This is a genomic window from Vibrio sp. 970, from assembly GCF_033339075.1.
Window position 1 is genome coordinate 70074 of record NZ_JAWOTW010000008.1, and the last position, 19231, is coordinate 89304.

At 44.8% G+C, this 19231-nt stretch carries 16 protein-coding genes; 6 read left to right on the forward strand and 10 right to left on the reverse strand.

The features are described from left to right. Positions 1-65 precede the first annotated feature (65 nt). The 6 genes from nrfF to nrfB are packed head-to-tail and all read right to left on the reverse strand — an operon-like array spanning position 66 to position 5149. Positions 66-476, reverse strand: coding sequence for a heme lyase NrfEFG subunit NrfF (nrfF, locus tag R7Q11_RS13555; RefSeq protein WP_225466512.1), 411 nt, complete (start codon positions 474-476; stop codon positions 66-68). Beyond that, positions 463-996, reverse strand: a complete 534-nt coding sequence (locus tag R7Q11_RS13560) for a DsbE family thiol:disulfide interchange protein (protein WP_115386148.1) — start codon at positions 994-996, stop codon at positions 463-465. Before R7Q11_RS13560 ends, nrfF begins: the two co-directional genes overlap by 14 nt. Further along, complete coding sequence (locus tag R7Q11_RS13565; RefSeq protein ID WP_225466513.1) at positions 974-2881, reverse strand: heme lyase CcmF/NrfE family subunit; 1908 nt, start codon at positions 2879-2881, stop codon at positions 974-976. Before R7Q11_RS13565 ends, R7Q11_RS13560 begins: the two co-directional genes overlap by 23 nt. A gap of 9 nt (positions 2882-2890) precedes the next feature. Then, positions 2891-3862, reverse strand: a complete 972-nt coding sequence (gene nrfD / locus R7Q11_RS13570) for a cytochrome c nitrite reductase subunit NrfD (RefSeq protein ID WP_225466514.1) — start codon at positions 3860-3862, stop codon at positions 2891-2893. Beyond that, the gene (gene nrfC / locus R7Q11_RS13575) at positions 3859-4545 is read right to left on the reverse strand and encodes a cytochrome c nitrite reductase Fe-S protein (RefSeq protein WP_017636123.1); all 687 of its coding nucleotides are present in this window, start codon (positions 4543-4545) and stop codon (positions 3859-3861) included. The genes nrfD and nrfC overlap by 4 nt, the downstream gene beginning before the upstream one ends. 1 nt (position 4546) lies before the next feature. Next, positions 4547-5149, reverse strand: coding sequence for a cytochrome c nitrite reductase pentaheme subunit (gene nrfB / locus R7Q11_RS13580; RefSeq protein ID WP_225466515.1), 603 nt, complete (start codon positions 5147-5149; stop codon positions 4547-4549). Positions 5150-5598: 449 nt separating this feature from the next. Here nrfB and nrfA point away from each other — a divergent pair, with 449 nt between their 5' ends. Beyond that, positions 5599-7026 carry an ammonia-forming nitrite reductase cytochrome c552 subunit gene (gene nrfA / locus R7Q11_RS13585; RefSeq protein ID WP_021033971.1) on the forward strand — a complete coding sequence of 476 codons (1428 nt, stop codon included), beginning with the start codon at positions 5599-5601 and terminating at the stop codon, positions 7024-7026. A gap of 126 nt (positions 7027-7152) precedes the next feature. Here nrfA and R7Q11_RS13590 read toward each other — a convergent pair whose 3' ends face one another. The 3 genes from R7Q11_RS13590 to gyrA all read right to left on the reverse strand — a co-directional run bounded on the left by R7Q11_RS13590 (position 7153) and on the right by gyrA (position 11208). After that, positions 7153-7707, reverse strand: a complete 555-nt coding sequence (locus R7Q11_RS13590; RefSeq protein WP_017820469.1) for a hypothetical protein — start codon at positions 7705-7707, stop codon at positions 7153-7155. Between the two features lie 42 nt (positions 7708-7749). After that, complete coding sequence (locus R7Q11_RS13595) at positions 7750-8373, reverse strand: tetratricopeptide repeat protein (RefSeq protein ID WP_017636127.1); 624 nt, start codon at positions 8371-8373, stop codon at positions 7750-7752. Positions 8374-8496: 123 nt separating this feature from the next. Next, on the reverse strand, positions 8497-11208 hold the full coding sequence (gene gyrA / locus R7Q11_RS13600) for a DNA topoisomerase (ATP-hydrolyzing) subunit A (RefSeq protein WP_225466516.1): 2712 nt from the start codon (positions 11206-11208) through the stop codon (positions 8497-8499). Positions 11209-11683: 475 nt separating this feature from the next. On the opposite strand from gyrA, the gene ubiG reads away from it, so the two are divergent. The 4 genes from ubiG to yfaE all read left to right on the forward strand — a co-directional run bounded on the left by ubiG (position 11684) and on the right by yfaE (position 16673). After that, positions 11684-12391 (forward strand): bifunctional 2-polyprenyl-6-hydroxyphenol methylase/3-demethylubiquinol 3-O-methyltransferase UbiG, encoded by a 708-nt coding sequence (ubiG, locus tag R7Q11_RS13605; RefSeq protein ID WP_017636129.1) that lies wholly within the window; start codon positions 11684-11686, stop codon positions 12389-12391. 501 nt (positions 12392-12892) lie between these two features. Continuing rightward, entirely contained in the window at positions 12893-15175 is a 2283-nt protein-coding gene (gene nrdA, locus R7Q11_RS13610; protein ID WP_005376819.1) for a class 1a ribonucleoside-diphosphate reductase subunit alpha, read from the forward strand. An 83-nt stretch (positions 15176-15258) separates the two neighbouring features. Then, positions 15259-16392 carry a class Ia ribonucleoside-diphosphate reductase subunit beta gene (nrdB, locus tag R7Q11_RS13615; protein ID WP_005376818.1) on the forward strand — a complete coding sequence of 378 codons (1134 nt, stop codon included), beginning with the start codon at positions 15259-15261 and terminating at the stop codon, positions 16390-16392. Then, the gene (yfaE, locus tag R7Q11_RS13620; RefSeq protein ID WP_005376817.1) at positions 16392-16673 is read left to right on the forward strand and encodes a class I ribonucleotide reductase maintenance protein YfaE; all 282 of its coding nucleotides are present in this window, start codon (positions 16392-16394) and stop codon (positions 16671-16673) included. Before nrdB ends, yfaE begins: the two co-directional genes overlap by 1 nt. 96 nt (positions 16674-16769) lie before the next feature. Here the strand turns inward: yfaE and R7Q11_RS13625 are convergent, their stop codons facing one another. After that, complete coding sequence (locus R7Q11_RS13625) at positions 16770-18002, reverse strand: CinA family nicotinamide mononucleotide deamidase-related protein (RefSeq protein WP_005376816.1); 1233 nt, start codon at positions 18000-18002, stop codon at positions 16770-16772. A gap of 191 nt (positions 18003-18193) precedes the next feature. On the opposite strand from R7Q11_RS13625, the gene R7Q11_RS13630 reads away from it, so the two are divergent. Continuing rightward, complete coding sequence (locus R7Q11_RS13630; RefSeq protein WP_206949302.1) at positions 18194-19096, forward strand: DUF3943 domain-containing protein; 903 nt, start codon at positions 18194-18196, stop codon at positions 19094-19096. The last annotated feature ends 135 nt before the right edge of the window (positions 19097-19231 follow it).

Below are 19231 nucleotides of genomic sequence, written 5' to 3' on the forward strand. Positions count from 1 at the left end.
GAAAAATGATAACATTCTGCTTGTTAAGTGCACAATTTATTTTTAATAGTGGAATAACGGTCACATTAATTACGCTTCACCATTCGGATCGAATATAAGACAAAAAAGATCAAAAATAGCACAGGAAAGATCCACAACAGCGCCGTGGAATAATTTAATGGTGGTTGATACAGAACAATATTCCCATAACGAGCAACTAGATAGTCCTTTATTTCTTGATCTGAGCTGCCTTCATTGGCCATCGTATACACTTTCAACCTCAGGTCTTTGGCCGCCTGTGCATTAGACTCGACAAGGTTTTGGTTTTGACACTGCGGGCAGCGTAATGTCTTGGCTAGCGAGGTTGCACGCTGTTGCACTTCAACAGAATTAAACTCAAACAGATCAACATTCTGTTCTAAATCCGCACTTATCGTGAAAGGAGAAAATAGTATAAATAGGATTAAAGTGAGGAGAAGATTATTAAATCGAAACATTCAAGTATCCTGAAAATATATCGTTCCATTTATCTGCCGTTAGCTCTCCACGATATTTGATCAATATACGACCATTTGGATCAATCAAGTAAGTTTCCGGCGTTCCGATAACACCTAGCTCCACAGCGAGCTTTCCATTAGGGTCACTAATTACTTCAATATATGGATTTCGTTTAGAGCTCAAATATTCACGAGCGGCTTGTTTTTGATCTCTATAATTCAGCCCAATAATAGGCACACCAAGTTCTGCTAACTGCAATAACTTTTCATGCTCTCGCTTGCATACCCCACACCAAGATGCCCAAACATTCAATAATTTATATCCGTCGCTTTTGAACAGCTGCTCAGAAACCATGCCATCAGAGATCAGAGAAGTAGAGCGAAAATTAGGTGTCTCTAAATTTCGTTGTGGGGACAATTCAACATGTGCTCGCTCAGACAAGGCCATCGCAGTTACTACAGTAAACACGGCAACAGCCAAAACGAGACCTGCGAGTTTAAGCGTATTTCTCGATCGCATTGATAGCCTCTCTCTTTTTCTTTAGGCCGGTTAACAGCGCACCAAACACAGCTAATAACCCACCAGACCATATCCACCAAATACCTGCTCGGTACTGAACTTTAATCGCATAAGCATGAGTGTCGACTTTGTCACCCAATGTCACGTAATAATCGCCATGCCATAGTGAACGAATCGCAGGCTCGGTCATATTCATCACTCGCACAGGGTAATGGCGCTTTTGCGGGTTGAAATTGAACATGCGGCCATCTTCCAAGTGCAAGGTGATCTGTCCTTGTTCCGCAGTGTAGTTTGGCCCCACCAGCCATTCGATACCATGATAATCGATAGTGATCCCCGCCCTTTGTTGAGAACTGCCGGGTTCGACACGTAAATTGTGTTCATATGAGTAGTGACTGTTGAATACAGCTCCACTCACCGCCAGCGCAAAACCGATATGTGCCATCACGATTGGCATGAGTTTGCGCTTATTGGAACAACGAAACAGCATAACGAGATGTGCCACAATCACCCAAGTAGCCAATATTATGGTTAGCAATACTTCGAAATGCAGTACGTTCACTGAGAACATAAACCCGCTCCCAGAGACTATAGATAACGCAATACTAATCGCGATATCAGTGCTTCCACTCGGAACTGCGCCTTTTGTCCATTTCAGCACTGGCATGAATGCTAAGGCAATCAGAGCCAGTATGCTTAATGGAAAGGTCAGACTATTAAAGTAAGGTGCGCCAACCGAAATGTTCCCTAAGCCGAGCAGTTGATAAACCATCGGATAAAAAGTGCCAAGAAAAACGATGGCAGTCGCAATAACCAGCAGCCCTTTGGCGATATAAGCAGTGTAAGCTCGGCTCGCTAGAGATTGAAGTTTGAAACGAGGGAGTTGTTCTCCTCGCAAAATCAGTACGCCAAAAGTGATAATGACAAGCAAGCTCAATACACCAATCAGCACCAAACCTTTAGTTGGGTCCACCGCAAAAGCGTGCACTGAAGTCAGCACGCCAGAGCGCACCACGAATGTCCCTAAAATGCTTAGGCTGAACGTAGCAAACGCCAGTGCATAGGTGCTCCAAATTGCGCTTCTGTTACGTGTTGCGACAACACCGCTGTGCAACAAAGCAGTACCAGTAAGCCAAGGGAGTAGAGAAGCGTTCTCCACAGGGTCCCAAAACCACCAGCCGCCCCACCCTAGCTCATTGTACGCCCACCATGATCCCACCAAGATACCCAACGTGAGCGTTCCCCATGCAAAAAACGCTGCGCTTCGAGCAACCACATACCAATCGCTCATCGGTTGTTTACCCAATAGCGCTGCTAATGCAAAAGCTAATATTGCTGCGTAACCGACATAACCGAGATAAAGCAATGGTGGATGAATGATAAGCCCAACATCTTGCAACATTGGGTTTAGATCTCGTCCTTCCGACGCCAATACTTGGGTATACTCGAACGGGTTAGAGGTCATTAACGTGAACCAAGCAAATGTCGCAATAAGAACGTTCATGATTCCTAAACAGTCACAAGTATATTGGGCGTTGAGCGGTGACTTAAATGCAATAAACGACGCCCATAAACTCAAGGTGACGACCCAAAACAACATGGAGCCTTGGTGCCCACCCCAAGCGGCAGCAATTTTGAACGCCACGGGAAGTTGACTGTTGGAATGCGTAACAACATATTCCAACGCGAAGTTGTCTTGCACGAAGCAGACGATCAGAAGTGCTAAACAAATGATGGAAGCTAAGCTAATGATGTGGGACATCGCGACTTGATGCGGCAATGTCGCCTTCTTACCCATAGCACGACGTAGCCAATGCAGCAACGATGCACAAGTCGATGTTACAGCCACCAATATCAGTAAGAAGAACCCTAGCTCAGCCTCCATTTTTCCCCCTTACACTATGGTCATTTGACCGGCATAGAGAATGAAAGTACGTAGCATAAGTACGCCAACCAAGCTCAACGTCGTGACCACAAAAACGTAACTGCCTTTGTGGCGCACTTCTGAAGGCGTTAACCAATTGAGAGTCAAAGGCGTAATCATGCCGATGAACACTACCCCACCCCAGAACCATTGAGCCCAGAATCCACTCGAAATAGCATTCCAAGCCGCGACTTCGTTCTGACCACCGCTGAAGATCAGTCCAGTAAAGAATGTCACTAAGACAAACAACTCAAACAACACTACAGGGCGTTCAAATCCGTGCACCCAAGACACACTTGGGCTGCTGGTCGACTCTTTAAACACCAAGATGCCGAACATCAAGCATGTCGCTGCACCCGAGGACAAACTAGAGAACAGGAACAAGATTGGCAGTACTGGATTGTTTAGCATTGGGTAAGTCTTCAATGCAGACAATAGAAAGCCAGTGTACGCTGCAAGCACGATGGCTAAGAAGCCCAAGAACAATTCAATGGCGTTGTTGGCTTTCCCCGCCTTAATCAAAATGCCATCGGCAAAATCCAGCAGTTTGCTTGGTAACTTCCCTTCACAGAAGCTGATGATTTGATGGCGGAAGATAACGCCAATCCAAACAAACAGCACCAGCATGTACACTTGGAACAAGATCACGCCCATCGACATCACAGACGTTGGGTTGTAGTAGATCATGATCTTCCAAAACTCTAAAGGCTTGGTTAAATGGAAAATCAAAATTACCAACCCAGCAATGATGCCAAATGGCGCAAGCCAAGCCATAGCTTTCATGATGCCGTTGTTTGCGGGATCACCTTCAATCACTTTGCGTTTTAAATAGATAGAAATCATCACCGCACCTGCTGACATCCCAGCAAGGAATAAGTAAATCGCGATGATCCAATCCCAGACTAACGAGTCAAAGTGGAATGCACTTTCGAAGCCGTTCATGATGACACCTCCCCTTTGCTATGCGGAATTTTGTACAGTTTAGGTTGCGTACCTAAATGCGATTTATCGCGATAGACAACATGGCTTTCGATAGCTTTGCTCACCTCGCTAGTTGGGTCATTCAAATCACCAAAGATGAGTGCTTTTGTTGGGCAAGATTCCACGCAAGCTGGCTGCTTACCTTGCGCTAGGTTGGTATCACGGCAGAAGTTACATTTATCCGCAGAGTGATCGACTGGATTAAAGAAGCGCACTTGGTAAGGGCAAGCGGCAAGGCAATAACCACATCCGACACATTTCTCTTTGTGCACATCCACGATGCCGGTCGCTTCATCTTTGTATGCAGCGCCTGTTGGACAAACGTACACACATGGTGGGTTATCACAGTGCTGACAGGATTCGCGAGTAAACTGGTATTCCACATCTGGAAATTCGCCAATCGGTTCACTGCGATGAATTTTAAGTCGCGTTACGCCTTCAGGGACTTTATTTACTTCGCGACAAGCATCGGTACAAGCGGTACAGCCAATACAGGCATTTTCATCATGAACCATACCCATGCGTTTCGCTTGTTCACTGTTGCTGGCATAGAGAGAGGAGCTAACAACGGAAGTGCCTGCAACGCCTGTAGTTAAAATCAACGCGCCGCTGCCGGCTAAAAAGTTTCTTCTCGAACATTTCATGCTATCTCTCCTCTTCTTTGGCAAGTTCAGGTTCGACGGCAAATTCAGAGTGACAATCCACACACTGCTTGATCAGTTGTTTTCTGTCGTACGACAACGCTTTGGTTTTCGCTGCGTGTACATCGTGGCAATTTGAACAAGTGAGGTTTTTGGCGTGCACATCGTGCGTCCAGTGGCTTTCTCTCAGCTGTGTCGGTGCGTGGCAATCCACACATTGGCTGTTCGCTTTGAGGATCAAGCTTGGGTCTAAGAACACTTTGTCGTGCACCGCTTTCGATTGAGCCGCTGAAAACTTAATCACATCAGGCGCGCCCTCACGATGGTCGGGACCAATGTTGCTATGGCAATTGGTGCAATTAAGTTGCTTCCCTTGGCTGAGTAGAGCTTGCGGGTCATGCGAAAGGTTCAGAGTCTCTTTTGCATCCTTATGACATTGCAGACACTTGTAGTCACGGTCACGGATCAACTCGACTTGATGACGCTCAGCTTGAGCACCTTCAATCGGCTCTGAAGAAGTCGCATGGGCGGCGATGGAGAAACCATAGATGGCAAAGACGAAGAGAAGTTTCAGCATTGTCTCTATGGTCAATTTTATATTGCCCATATTGTTCTTTCCTTAGCTCGATAATAATTGATAACTATTCTCAATTATTTATTTGAGCGACAATTAATTTCCTCTGAAGATATTTTTTAGATCTTCAAATGACATCAATTCTTATTTCGGAAAGCCACAACGCTAAACCTATATTTATAATACCTCTATTATTCATAAGGGGTAGAAACGCCTGCTCAAAAAGCGAACTAAATCACCCTATTTTTAAAAAGGTTAAAACCCAAAGCATTGCAGAACAATGACTTAACAACTACCACTTTAGAGGTATATAAATTCAAACATGACTGAGATCACTGGTGTAAATTGATCTAAAACAAGACAAGATTCACTCACTATTTCATCTATCCAATTAAGCAATATTATTAATCGTAGATCTCCAGTTCTTATTTGGAATAGCTCCTCACAACGCTGCTAATAAAAACGAATATGGAGATAACACTGTGAGCATAAAACACTGGATGAGCGCACCTATTGCGGTTGCGACCTTATTCGCCAGCCAATTATTTTTGGTTGACGCTCCGTTAGCGGCAGAAGAGAAGGATTTTATCGATCCTCGTAACGATGTCTTTGAACAGAACCACCCTGATCAATACCATTCTTGGAAAGCAACATCCGAAAGTGAGCACATTGAAGATGCTCTAAGTGAAGACCCAAACATGGTTATCCTGTGGGCAGGTTATGGCTTCGCGAAAGACTACAACAAAGCGCGCGGTCACTTTTACGCAATTGATGATGTTCGTCAAACCTTACGTACCGGCGCACCGACTGATGAAAAATCCGGCCCTATGCCGATGGCGTGCTGGAGCTGTAAAAGCCCAGACGTTGCTCGCGTGATTGATGAACGTGGTGAAGACGGTTATTTCGAAGGTAAATGGGCACGCTTAGGCTCAGAAATCGTCAACCCTATCGGTTGTTCCGATTGCCACAACACAGGCTCTGAAGCCTTCAAGAAAGGCGAACCTGCGCTAGCACTGACTCGCCCATACGTCGAGCGTGCTTTTGATACTATTGGTAAAAACTTTGATGAACAGTCTCGCCTAGATAAGCAAGCATCGGTCTGCGCTCAATGTCACGTTGAATACTACTTCACCGGCCCAACTAAAGCGGTTAAATTCCCATGGGATATGGGCACCACCGTTAATGACATGGAGAAATACTACGACGCGTTGAATTTCAAAGATTGGACGCATGCCGTATCTAAAGCGCCGATGCTAAAAGCGCAACATCCAGGTTTCGAAACTTGGAGAGCGGGTATTCATGGTAAAAATAAAGTGGTGTGTGTGGACTGCCACATGCCTAAAGTGACCAAAGAAGACGGTACGGTGTACACAGACCACAAAGTGGGTAACCCATTTGATCGTTTTGAAGACACCTGTGCGCAATGCCATACCCAAACTAAAGAGCAGCTACAAGGCATCGTTTCGACTCGCAAAGCGCAAGTACTGAACATGAAGCTAACCGCCGAGAAGCAAATCGTAGCGGCACACTTTGAAGCAGGCGCAGCGTGGAAAGCAGGTGCTACAGAAGCAGAGATGGAGCCTATCCTACAAGATATTCGCCACGCACAATGGCGTTGGGACTACGCGATTGCTTCTCACGGTGTTCACATGCATGCCCCTGAGGTAGCACTTGAAGTACTAGGTACTGCAGTTGATCGCGCCGCTGACGCCCGTACCAAGTTGGTTCGTTTACTGGCCACCAAAGGCATTACTGACCCTGTTCAAATTCCAGATATCTCGACCAAAGCCAAAGCACAACAAGCATTGGGCATGGATATGGATAAGATGAACGCAGACAAGAAACACTTCCTAGAAACAGTAGCGCCAGAGTGGGATAAAGCAGCAGCTGAACGCGAAGCCACGTATTAGTCTAACAAGCAGAGGTAAACCTATAGATACAACAAGGGGCGTACTGAACGCCCCTTTTCTTTATTTCTTTCTTTGTTATCTTTATCTCTTCACCCTCGATTCTTTCGAGAGTAAAAATCGAATGTACTAACGACGAGGAAGCCTCGGTCTAGGTTGAATATTTGGACGTGCTTTAGGCATCTGCACATTTGGACGAGCAACTGGGCGCTGGATCTTCGTTTCCGGTAATGCTTTTCTTTGTTGAACCTTTTCTTTTACCGCTTTGCCTTGTAAAGCCGCTGGCTCAATACGCTCCGGACGATTCTCCCATTTGGTTTGAATCTCTTGTTTTTGCTCGTCAGGCAATGATTGCCAATGATCGTCGAGTTGGCGTTTCATGTTATCGATATTGGCGGACATATCATCGTCTTTCCAATCCTCGACTTTGTCTTTGATGGATTGCTGTTGGTCTTCATCTAAACCATTCCACCACTCTTCCAGTTTCTCTTTGTATTCGTCGTCGTTGTCGCAACAACCCGGATAGTAATAAATCCAGTAGTCGTCATGATCGTACCACCACGGATCGTAATAACCTGAAGAATAATAAACCGAAGAGGAAGAACCAGAATGATCGGAAGAGCTACAACCCGCCAATACAGAGCCGCACAGCAAAACCAATATGCTTAGTGCCTTATTTTTCATTCGTTGCCCACCTTTCCCTCTACTGCTTATTAAATTGTACGCTTACAACAGCTCTTTTGCTTTGTTGATAGAGTTAATGATTTGCACTCTATCTAAATTTGGATCATTAGAATCTAATAATAGTACCCAGGCATCAATCGCTTCCTGAAATCGGAATGACAGAAAATGATCATTTGCGATCAAAGACAAAGCGGCTTCATTGTGCGGTTCTATCTGCAAAGCTTGCTCCAAAAGCAAGCTAACTTCTTGCGTCATTGATTGCTGGTGAATGTAGTACAAGGTCGTCGCTTTTGCGGCAAGTTGCGTGGCACTGACTGGCTCAGTCAGTTGGATCGCGTAATCAAAACAAATCAGCGCGCCATCAAATTCCCCCTCTAGCAGGTAGCCCTGCCCGAGTTGGAACCACAATTCAGCGTTGTTCGGATCTTCACGCAACTGGTCTTGAATCTCTTTCATGATGTCACGAGCAGTCATCATTCGTGACATTTCCGCTTGTATTGATTTAGGCGGAGTTTGATGCAGCAATAAGAAACTGGCACTCGTCACGACAAGTACTAACAGGCAAAAGCCAAACCATTGAGCAGGTTTAACTTTTGATGCACTCAGTGATAAGAGTACGATAAACAGCCCCATCAGAGTGATGGCAGCGAAAAACCAAACAGACATAACACGTCCTGTAAACAAAGATAACGTCAGTGTACGCATTTCTTACTTTAAATGCGTTGATACAGATACAAAAAAGCCGAGCAACTAAGGCTCGGCTTTTCATATCAGGATAACGATGTAAGATTACTCTTCGTTACCTTCCTCTGCATCATCAGCAGCTGGAGCGTCTTGCTGCGTATTTTCGTCTGTTGACTCTAACGCTTCTGCATCTTCATCAGCAGGCAGCTCTTCATCATCAACTTCTTCAATACGTTGCAAACCAACAACTGATTCATCTTCCGCAGTACGGATAAGCGTTACACCTTGTGTGTTACGACCAACTTGGCTAACTTCACCCACACGAGTACGTACTAACGTGCCAGCGTCGGTGATCATCATCATTTCATCACCTTCAACAACCTGGATAGCACCAACTACCGGGCCATTTCGCTCAGAAACTTTGATAGAAACTACACCTTGAGTGCCACGACCTTTTGTCGGGTACTCGCTAAGTGCTGTACGTTTACCATAACCGTTTTCTGTAACCGTTAGGATGTCGCCTTCGTGCGAAGGAACAATAAGTGATACAACTTGGTCATTTTCAGCCAGTTTCATACCACGAACACCAGAGGCGGTACGACCCATAGGACGAACACCTTTAAACTTGATCTCTGGCTGACCATTCTCATCAAGAACTGGTTTACCATTTTCATCAAGTACTGGAATCTCTTCTGCTTCTTTAAAGCGAACCACTTTACCCGCTTTAGAGAACAGCATGATTTCGTTTTCGCCGTTAGTGATATCCACACCGATTAACGAATCGTCTTCACGTAGGTTCACAGCGATTAGGCCGTTTGAACGTACGTTTGCAAACTGGTTCAACGGCGTTTTCTTAACCGTACCGTCACCTGTTGCCATGAAGATGAATTTGTCTTCAGAGAATTCATCAACACGCAGAATCGCGGTAATGCGCTCACCTTCTTCTAATGGAAGGATGTTCACAATTGGCTTACCACGCGCAGTACGGCTCGCTAGAGGCAATTGGTAAACTTTCAGGCGGTATGTCTTACCACGAGTAGAGAAACACAAGATGTTATCGTGGGTATTCGCCACTAGAAGACGCTCGATATGGTCTTCATCTTTCATCTTAGTCGCACTCTTACCTTTACCACCACGGCGCTGTGACTCGTAGTCGCTCAGTACTTGGTACTTAACGTAACCACCGTGAGATAGAGTAACCACAACGTCTTCACGTGCGATCAGCTCTTCCATGTCAATATCATGGCTCGCAGCTGTGATTTCTGTACGACGAGCGTCACCAAAGCCGTCACGAACCGCTTCAAGTTCCTCACGGATAACTTCCATCAAACGCTCAGTGCTCGCAAGGATATGCATGAGTTCAGCGATTTCTTCTAGAAGTGTTTTGTATTCGCCTAGAATCTTCTCGTGTTCTAGACCTGTCAGTTTATGTAAACGTAGATCTAGGATAGCTTGTGCTTGTTGCTCAGTCAGGAAGTACTGACCATCACGAATACCGTATTCAGGCTCTAGCCATTCAGGGCGCGCAGCATCTGTACCAGCACGCTCTAGCATTGCTGAAACGTTGCCTAAATCCCAACCACGAGCGATAAGACCCGCTTTTGCTTCAGCCGGTGTAGGTGCCTTACGGATAAGCTCAATGATTTCATCAATGTTAGCAAGCGCTAGAGCTAAACCTTCAAGGATATGAGCACGTTCACGCGCTTTACGCAGTTCGAAGATAGTACGACGTGTCACAACTTCACGACGGTGATCAACGAAGCACTTCAGCATATCTTTTAGGTTGAATAGCTGTGGCTGGCCATTGTTTAGGGCCACCATGTTGATACCGAAAGTGGTTTGCAGCTGAGTCTGAGCGTAAAGGTTGTTTAGAACTACTTCGCCCACAGCATCGCGCTTACACTCAATAACAATGCGCATACCGTCTTTATCTGACTCGTCGCGCAGCGCACTGATGCCTTCTACTTTCTTATCTTTAACTAGCTCAGCGATCTTTTCGATCAAGCGAGCTTTGTTCACCTGGTAAGGAATTTCAGTGACGATAATGGTCTCTTTACCATTCTTCTCCACTTCGATGTCCGCTTTCGAACGCATGTAGATTTTGCCACGACCTGTTTTGTACGCGTCTACAATGCCTTTACGACCGCTGATAAGCGCCGCCGTTGGGAAATCAGGACCAGGAATGTAATCCATTAGTTCATCAATAGTGATTTCTTCATTATTGATGTATGCAAGACAGCCATCAATCACTTCGCCAAGGTTATGAGGCGGGATGTTGGTTGCCATACCTACTGCGATACCAGAAGCACCGTTAACCAATAGGTTTGGAATTTTAGTTGGAAGAACCGCTGGGATCTGCTCAGTACCGTCGTAGTTTGGTACGTAGTCTACGGTTTCTTTGTCTAGGTCAGCCAATAGTTCATGGGCAATTTTTGCCATTCGAACTTCGGTGTAACGCATTGCCGCAGCAGAGTCGCCATCGATCGAGCCAAAGTTACCTTGACCATCGACCAGCATGTAACGAAGCGAGAACGGCTGAGCCATACGTACGATTGTGTCGTACACAGCAATATCACCGTGTGGGTGATATTTACCGATTACGTCGCCGACAACACGGGCTGATTTTTTATATGGTTTGTTCCAATCGTTGCCTAGTACGTTCATCGCGAATAAAACGCGGCGGTGTACTGGTTTTAGGCCATCACGCACATCTGGAAGAGCACGACCCACGATGACTGACATCGCATAGTCTAGGTATGAACCTCTAAGCTCATCTTCAATGTTTACGGGCGTGATCTCTTTAGCTAAATCGCTCATAGAGCCATTATCCCTCTATTATCTGATCGTAATTACGATACGTGTAAGGTGCAAAAATATAACACACAATTCATCACTTCGGCATCACTTTCCCTCTCCTTTTATCAGGTTGTGAGCTTGGTTATGAATCAAATGTCGAGAATTTGCACACTCATCCCATATCTTTCTGATTAGTGGTTATATTTCGGTCAATATTGAGCAAAATCGGACCCTTTACGCGGAAAAGCGAGGTAAATTCCTTTAACTACACAACGCGAAAATGCAGGTTTTAGAGTTATTATCACTGGCACCAGTTCAAGGATGAACCAAAAACAATAGTTAGCGCTTTACAAATTACAGGCACCTGTCTCGATTGCCGCGCCAGTGAACTCTGTCATTGTCCCTTAACTAAGCACATCGAGGTTGTTTGGGTGTAAAACGTTGGAGTATACTGGCGCCCTCTAAAGGACTCAGATTGAATGCAATAAAACCAATTATGACTAAAGCACAAAACGTCGACCCAAGTGAAATTAAGAAATTCGAGGACATGGCTTCTCGATGGTGGGATTTAGAAGGCGAGTTTAAGCCGCTTCATCAAATTAACCCACTTCGTTTGAACTATGTACTTGAAAAAGCAAATGGCTTGTTTGGCAAGCGAACACTTGATGTCGGCTGTGGTGGTGGCATTCTTGCTGAAAGCATGGCAAAAGAAGGCGCTATTGTGACGGGGCTTGATATGGGTAAAGAACCATTAGAAGTCGCGCGACTACATGCATTAGAAACAGGCACTCAACTGACCTACATTCAGAGCACAATAGAAGACCACGCTATAGAAAACGCAGGAACTTACGATGTCGTGACTTGTATGGAGATGCTTGAACACGTTCCAGATCCTCTCTCCGTTATCCGCTCTTGTGCTGCGCTAGTCAAACCCGGTGGTCACGTGTTTTTCTCAACTTTGAACCGAAACATTAAGTCGTACTTATTTGCTATTGTCGGTGCTGAGAAGCTTCTTAAGATTGTTCCTGAAGGCACTCATGAGCACGATAAGTTTATCAAGCCAGCCGAAATGATGAAGATGATAGACCAAACTGACCTGACGGAAATGGGCATTACTGGGCTTCATTACAACCCTCTAAATGATAGCTACAAACTCGGTCGTAATGTAGATGTAAACTACATCGTTCATACTAAAAAATACTGAACGCTATTAAGTTAAAAAATGAGTTTTGTGATTGACATTTTTTAAAGAAAATGAATCGGAAGCGGTAGCACAAAGTTGCCGCTTTTTTTGTCTTTTTATGGCTAAAATTCGTGCTCTAGATTCCATTTTGACCAAGCCATTTTTCGTAGATAAAAACGGCCAAAGATCAAGGAAAATATTTTTGCATGCGGTTATTTCTAAACCGATCTCGAAACCGTACTTTTAACCATTCAAGTCTGCCCTTTTCTCATCGGTTAGTGTTCACTTACTGATTTTTTTCATTTTGTCAGTTATCCACAAGTCATCCCCGATCTGTACCTTGATAAATCAGTGTAATAGCACTATCTTGTAACCCGCAAACAAATGAACCCCTATATGTTGTGTTTAAGCGACAATATATAGATAGACTTTGATCACAAAGCCGCCGCAAGCTTTACTCATATTGCACATAAACAAACAAAAATACGGCTTTTATCAGTTTTCTTAGGGAAATAAAGCAGAATGAACCAACAACTTACCGTCACCAAGCGTGATGGCCGTAAAGAAAGTATCGATCTGGATAAAATCCACCGCGTTATCACTTGGGCTGCAGAAGGTCTAGATAACGTTTCGGTTTCTCAAGTAGAACTTCGCGCTCACATCCAGTTTTACGACGGCATCACAACGACAGATATTCACGAGACAATCATCAAGTCTGCGGCAGACCTGATCTCTGAAGAGACTCCGGATTACCAATACCTAGCTGCTCGCCTAGCGGTATTCCATCTGCGTAAAAAAGCGTATGGCCAATACGAGCCACCAACGCTTTATGATCACGTGTCTCGCCTCGTCGATATGGGTAAGTACGATCAACATATTCTAGAAGACTACACAAAAGCAGAACTCGACGAACTTGATGCGTACCTCGACCATAAACGCGACCTAAACTTCTCATACGCGGCAGTTAAGCAGCTAGAGGGTAAGTACTTCGTACAGAACCGTGTTACGGGCCAAATTTACGAAAGTGCTCAGTTCTTATACATCCTTGTAGCAGCGTGCTTATTTGCGAAATATCCAAAAGCGACACGTCTTGATTACATCAAACGTTTCTACGATGCGACATCGACATTTAAGATTTCTCTACCTACGCCAATTATGTCTGGCGTGCGTACCCCTACTCGCCAGTTCAGCTCATGTGTTCTGATCGAGTGTGGAGACAGTCTTGATTCTATTAACGCAACAGCAAGCTCAATTGTTCGTTATGTATCTCAGCGCGCTGGTATTGGTATCAACGCAGGTCGTATCCGTGCATTAGGCTCAGAGATTCGCGGTGGTGAAGCATTCCACACTGGTTGTATTCCGTTCTACAAGTACTTCCAAACAGCAGTAAAATGTTGTTCACAAGGTGGTGTACGTGGTGGCGCAGCTACTGTGTTCTACCCAATGTGGCACGGTGAAGCACGCTCACTAATGGTACTTAAGAACAACCGTGGTGTTGAAGAAAACCGTGTTCGTCACATGGACTACGGTGTTCAGTTAAACAAACTGATGTACCAACGTTTAGTTGAAGGCGGCAATATTACGCTATTCTCACCATCTGATGTACCTGGTCTGTACGACGCATTCTTCGAAAACCAAGAAGAGTTTGAGCGTCTATACGTGAAGTACGAGAACGATCCTTCAATCAAGAAAGAAACGGTTAAAGCGATTGAAATGTTCACTCTGCTAATGCAAGAGCGTGCATCAACGGGTCGTATCTACATCCAGAACGTGGACCACTGTAATACTCACAGCCCATTTGATTCTGAAGTCGCTCCAGTTCGTCAGTCGAACCTATGTTTAGAAATCGCACTGCCAACGAAACCATTAACTAACGTTGAAGATGACTCAGGCGAGATCGCACTGTGTACGCTTTCTGCATTCAACTTAGGTGCTATCAAGTCTCTAGATGATTTCGAAGAGCTATCCGATCTTGTTGTTCGTGCGTTAGATGCACTGCTTGATTACCAAGATTACCCTCTACCAGCGGCATACAAATCGACTATGAACCGTCGTACGCTAGGTGTTGGTGTGATTAACTTTGCTTACTACTTAGCGAAGAATGGCGTGAAATACTCTGACGGTAGCGCGAACGGCCTAACTCACCGTACGTTCGAAGCAATGCAGTACTACCTATTGAAAGCATCTGTAGCACTGGCGAAAGAACAAGGTAAGTGTCCTTCATTCGACGAGACGAACTACGCGAAAGGCTTACTGCCGATTGATACGTATAAGAAAGATATCGATCTAATTTGTGACGAAGCGCTGCACTACGACTGGGACAGCCTACGTAAAGAAATTATGGAGCACGGCCTACGTAACTCAACACTGACTGCGCTAATGCCTTCTGAGACTTCTTCTCAGATTTCAAACGCAACTAACGGTATTGAGCCACCACGTGGTTACGTTTCAGTAAAAGCTTCGAAAGACGGTATCCTGAAGCAAGTTGTACCAGAGTTCACAGAACTTAAAGACAGCTATGAACTGCTTTGGAATATCGGTTCGAACGACGGTTATCTACACCTTGTGGGTATTATGCAGAAGTTTGTTGACCAAGCTATCTCTGCTAATACTAACTACGACCCGTCACGTTACGAGACTGGCAAGGTTCCAATGAAGAAACTACTTCAAGACCTGCTAACAGCGTATAAGTTTGGTGTGAAAACGCTTTACTACCACAACACTCGTGATGGCGCGAAAGATGAACAGAAAGATGCTGTTCAACCACAAGATGACGATTGTGCTGGCGGCGGTTGTAAGATTTAATCTTCCCGTACCTAGCGAACCCGTAAAGACAGACTATCGATAACCTCCCCCTTACGGGGAGGTTTAAAAGGAATTGAGGCATTATGGCTTACAGTACTTTTAACCAAAAAAAGAATGACCAATTGAAGGAACCAATGTTCCTAGGTCAATCAGTAAACGTTGCACGTTACGACCAACAAAAGTTTGAGATTTTCGAAAAACTTATCGAGAAACAACTTTCTTTCTTCTGGCGTCCAGAAGAAGTAGACGTATCTAGCGACCGTATCGATTACAACAAACTTCCAGATCACGAGAAGCACATCTTCATCTCTAACTTGAAGTACCAAACGCTTCTTGACTCTATCCAAGGCCGCAGCCCTAACGTGGCACTGCTGCCGCTTGTGTCTCTGCCAGAACTAGAGACTTGGATTGAGACTTGGTCTTTCTCTGAAACGATTCACTCTCGTTCTTACACACACATTATTCGTAACATCGTGAACGACCCTGCGGTGGTGTTTGATGATATCGTTGAGAACGAGCACATTCTGAAGCGTGCAAAAGACATCGCGCACTACTACGACGATTTGATTCAAGCGACGAATGATTACCATCGCTACGGTGAAGGTGAGCATGTCCTTAACGGTGAAACGGTTAAGGTTAGTCTGTACGATCTTAAGAAGAAGCTGTACATCTGTCTGATGTCTGTTAACGCATTAGAAGCTATTCGTTTTTACGTAAGTTTCGCATGTTCTTTCGCTTTCGCAGAACGCGAACTAATGGAAGGTAACGCGAAAATCATCAAGCTGATCGCTCGTGACGAAGCACTTCACTTAAACGGCACGCAGCACATGATCAACCTGCTACGTAACGGTCAAGATGACTTCACTTTCATGCAAATCGCAGAAGAGGCAAAACAGGACTGTTTTGACCTATTCAAAGAAGCAGCTGAGCAAGAAAAAGAGTGGGCAGAGTATCTATTCAAAGATGGCTCTATGATCGGTCTAAACAAAGACATCCTAAGCCAATACGTTGAATACATCACAAATATTCGTATGCAAGCGGTAGGTCTACCAGCAGCGTATCCAGAAGCAACAACCAACCCAATTCCATGGATTAACGCTTGGTTGTCTTCAGATAACGTTCAAGTTGCGCCTCAAGAAGCAGAAATCTCTTCTTACCTTGTGGGTCAAATTGACAATGAAGTTCGCGCAGATGACTTCGAAGGATTCGAGCTGTAATGGCAACACTCAAAATCAACAAACTGATCAGCATTGAATCCAACCCTTCCAATACGATTTTGGAAACAATGGAGCAAGCTGGCCTATTACCAGAATACAACTGCCGTGATGGGCACTGCGGCGCCTGTCGCTGCAAATTGGAGTCTGGTGAAGTGGAGTATGTTGGTTTTGCCATGGCTTACACACAAAGTGATGAAATATTACCTTGTATCTGTAAAGCAAAATCAGATTTGTCACTTAGCGGCGTTAACTACGCGATGAAAGAAAAGCAGCGCGCATAACGTTGACTCGACGGTATAAAATGCAAAAGCCAAGGTAATCACCTTGGCTTTTTTGTCTCTGTGTTTTGTCTCTCAGACTACTGTAGAGAGCTTTGGTTATAAAGCACTGCTCGGGAGGTGCATCTCTTTAACTTTCTCTAAAAATGCATAATGCGCAAACATCGGTTTACGTTCTAGGTAGCGACGCAACAAGTCTAATGCTGCCGTGCTGATCACTTTAACTTGATCACTGCGCTGATACTTTTTCGAGAGTTTATATAACGCTCCCCACTCGCCTGACGGTGTCGATAAAGCGACGGAAAAAACACCCTCTTCAATATGGCCAGTAACGAGTGATAAATCCGTCCCACACTTCTCTCGCGTAGCACCAGCCAGAGCAAACGTTTCTGCTAATGGATCTCCGCTGTTGGCCATCGCTTGAGTCAGGCTCGGTAGTATCCAACCATGCCCTAGTTGCTTTTCAGCGTTTTCATCACCGTTTAGCCAGTACGTTAAGTATCCTCCGCTACTTTTTTCGGAGGTCGACACTGTTAGTCCTTTATCGACCAACAACTGGCCGACATTTTCAACCATAGGTAAGTCAATACTAACGGTATTACTCTCAAGGTGTTTATTAATTATCTGTACGAGTTTCAAACGCTGTTCAAGCTGATCTGAAGGACCAAAAAGTTTCACTTCAATAAAAGGCAAGTAAGAGCGATACCCTAGCTCATAGCCTTGAGGAAGTTTTAGCTGATCTAGCTTATCTGAAATACCGGATTCAGACAGACCAAACGTGTAGATTCGGCTACAACATGAACCTTGCACATCGGGAAACACTCTTCTCAGATCGGGAAGAATTTGCGTCTCTGCCATGAGCTTAAATTCACTTGGTACACCCGGTGTGAAATAAAAAATGGCATCATTAATCAGCATTTTGAAACCGCAAGCAGTGCCTATCGGGTTGTCCAATATCTCTGCCGTTTCTGGCAGCATTGCTTGCTTTAAATTACTGTCCGGCATAGGGATGCCACGTCGAGCATACAAACTTTCTAGATGCTGCAACCACTCTTTGAATAGCACCAGTTTACAATCGGCGGCTCTCGCGGCGGCGGCGGCACTCATGTCATCCGTTGTAGGGCCTAAACCACCATTAACAATAACCACATCGTTGTTAAAGCTGAGCATTAAAAACTCTTCAACCAAACTCGATAGGCTATCGCCAACCGTTGAGCGCTTTGTTAAGCCAAATCCATGTTGATAAAACAGGCTAGACAACCATGCCGCATTAGTATCAACAATATCACCGTGGAGGACTTCCTCACCAGTACTAAGCATTGCTATTTTCACAACTGACTCCTGAACGTAAGCACAATCCTATTTTCGTTATAGCGCTTATTTTTCTTTTTATTTGGACAAATCTCGCCGAGGTTTGTTGGGACTAAATAAGGGTCAAGTGTTTAAATGATTGATGTTTTGAGGGATAATTACGAGCCCGAACATACACCATTAACTCGGAGACCTTTGTGTCAAAATCATCCATGTTCAAGACGACTCTAACAGGCCTTTGCTTGGCTTCGTCAGCGCTTGCGCACGCAAGTCACTATGACCTAAGCCGTCATACAGAGTTTTCTTACACACCTGATTGCTTGTCAGGTTACTGCGAAACGACGACTCTGTACACCTTCGAGGCTCAAAATCGCGGTGTTATGTATGAACAGAATAATGATGATTCGCTAAACCTTGACGCAGGGCTTCAGCCTAAACATCTCATCATCCCTCAAGATAAAGACTGGGATTACCTGATGGGTCAAACCTACACCATTCTAGGTCTCAGTATCGCGACCGTAGGCATGATGACTTTTCTTCCAGAAAGTATCACCAAATGGGACGAAGAAGACCGAGACATGAGTAAGTTGGGGCAAAAGTGGAAAGATAATGTCTCTGACGGCCCCGTTTGGGATCGCGATGAACATGTCCTCAACTACATCATGCACCCATATTTTGGCGGCGTTTACTACACGGCAGCACGTCACGCTGGCTATAATGAATTTCAGTCGTTTTTGTACTCCGCAACTATGTCGACGTTCTTTTGGGAGTATGGCGTGGAGGCGTTCGCAGAAGTACCATCTTGGCAGGATATTTTTATCACACCATTCTTTGGTGCTGTTGTTGGTGAAATGATGTTAACGGCTGAGCAAGACATTATTGCAAACGGCGGCGAAGTTATGGGCTCTGAAACCGCAGGTGATGTTTCGCTCTTCTTCTTAAACCCTGTTGGACATATTCATTATTGGGTAACTGATGCATGGGGCGGTAGTGCAGAACTACAATTCAATTCATCACCTTGGTTTGGAAACCAAGATGTTGCAAAATTCGCCATGGACGCAGGCGCAAACTACGACAGTCAATTTTTTGGTGTCGAGTTAAAAGTAACCTTCTAATCCTAAGTTGATACTCGGTAAAAAGCAGCCTTACGATGGCTGCTTTTTTGTGCTCTGAACATTGTTTTAATTATTTCCATCACGAATTAGTGTTAAAAATTGACTTTCATCAAACATTACCTGCCCTTAGCACCT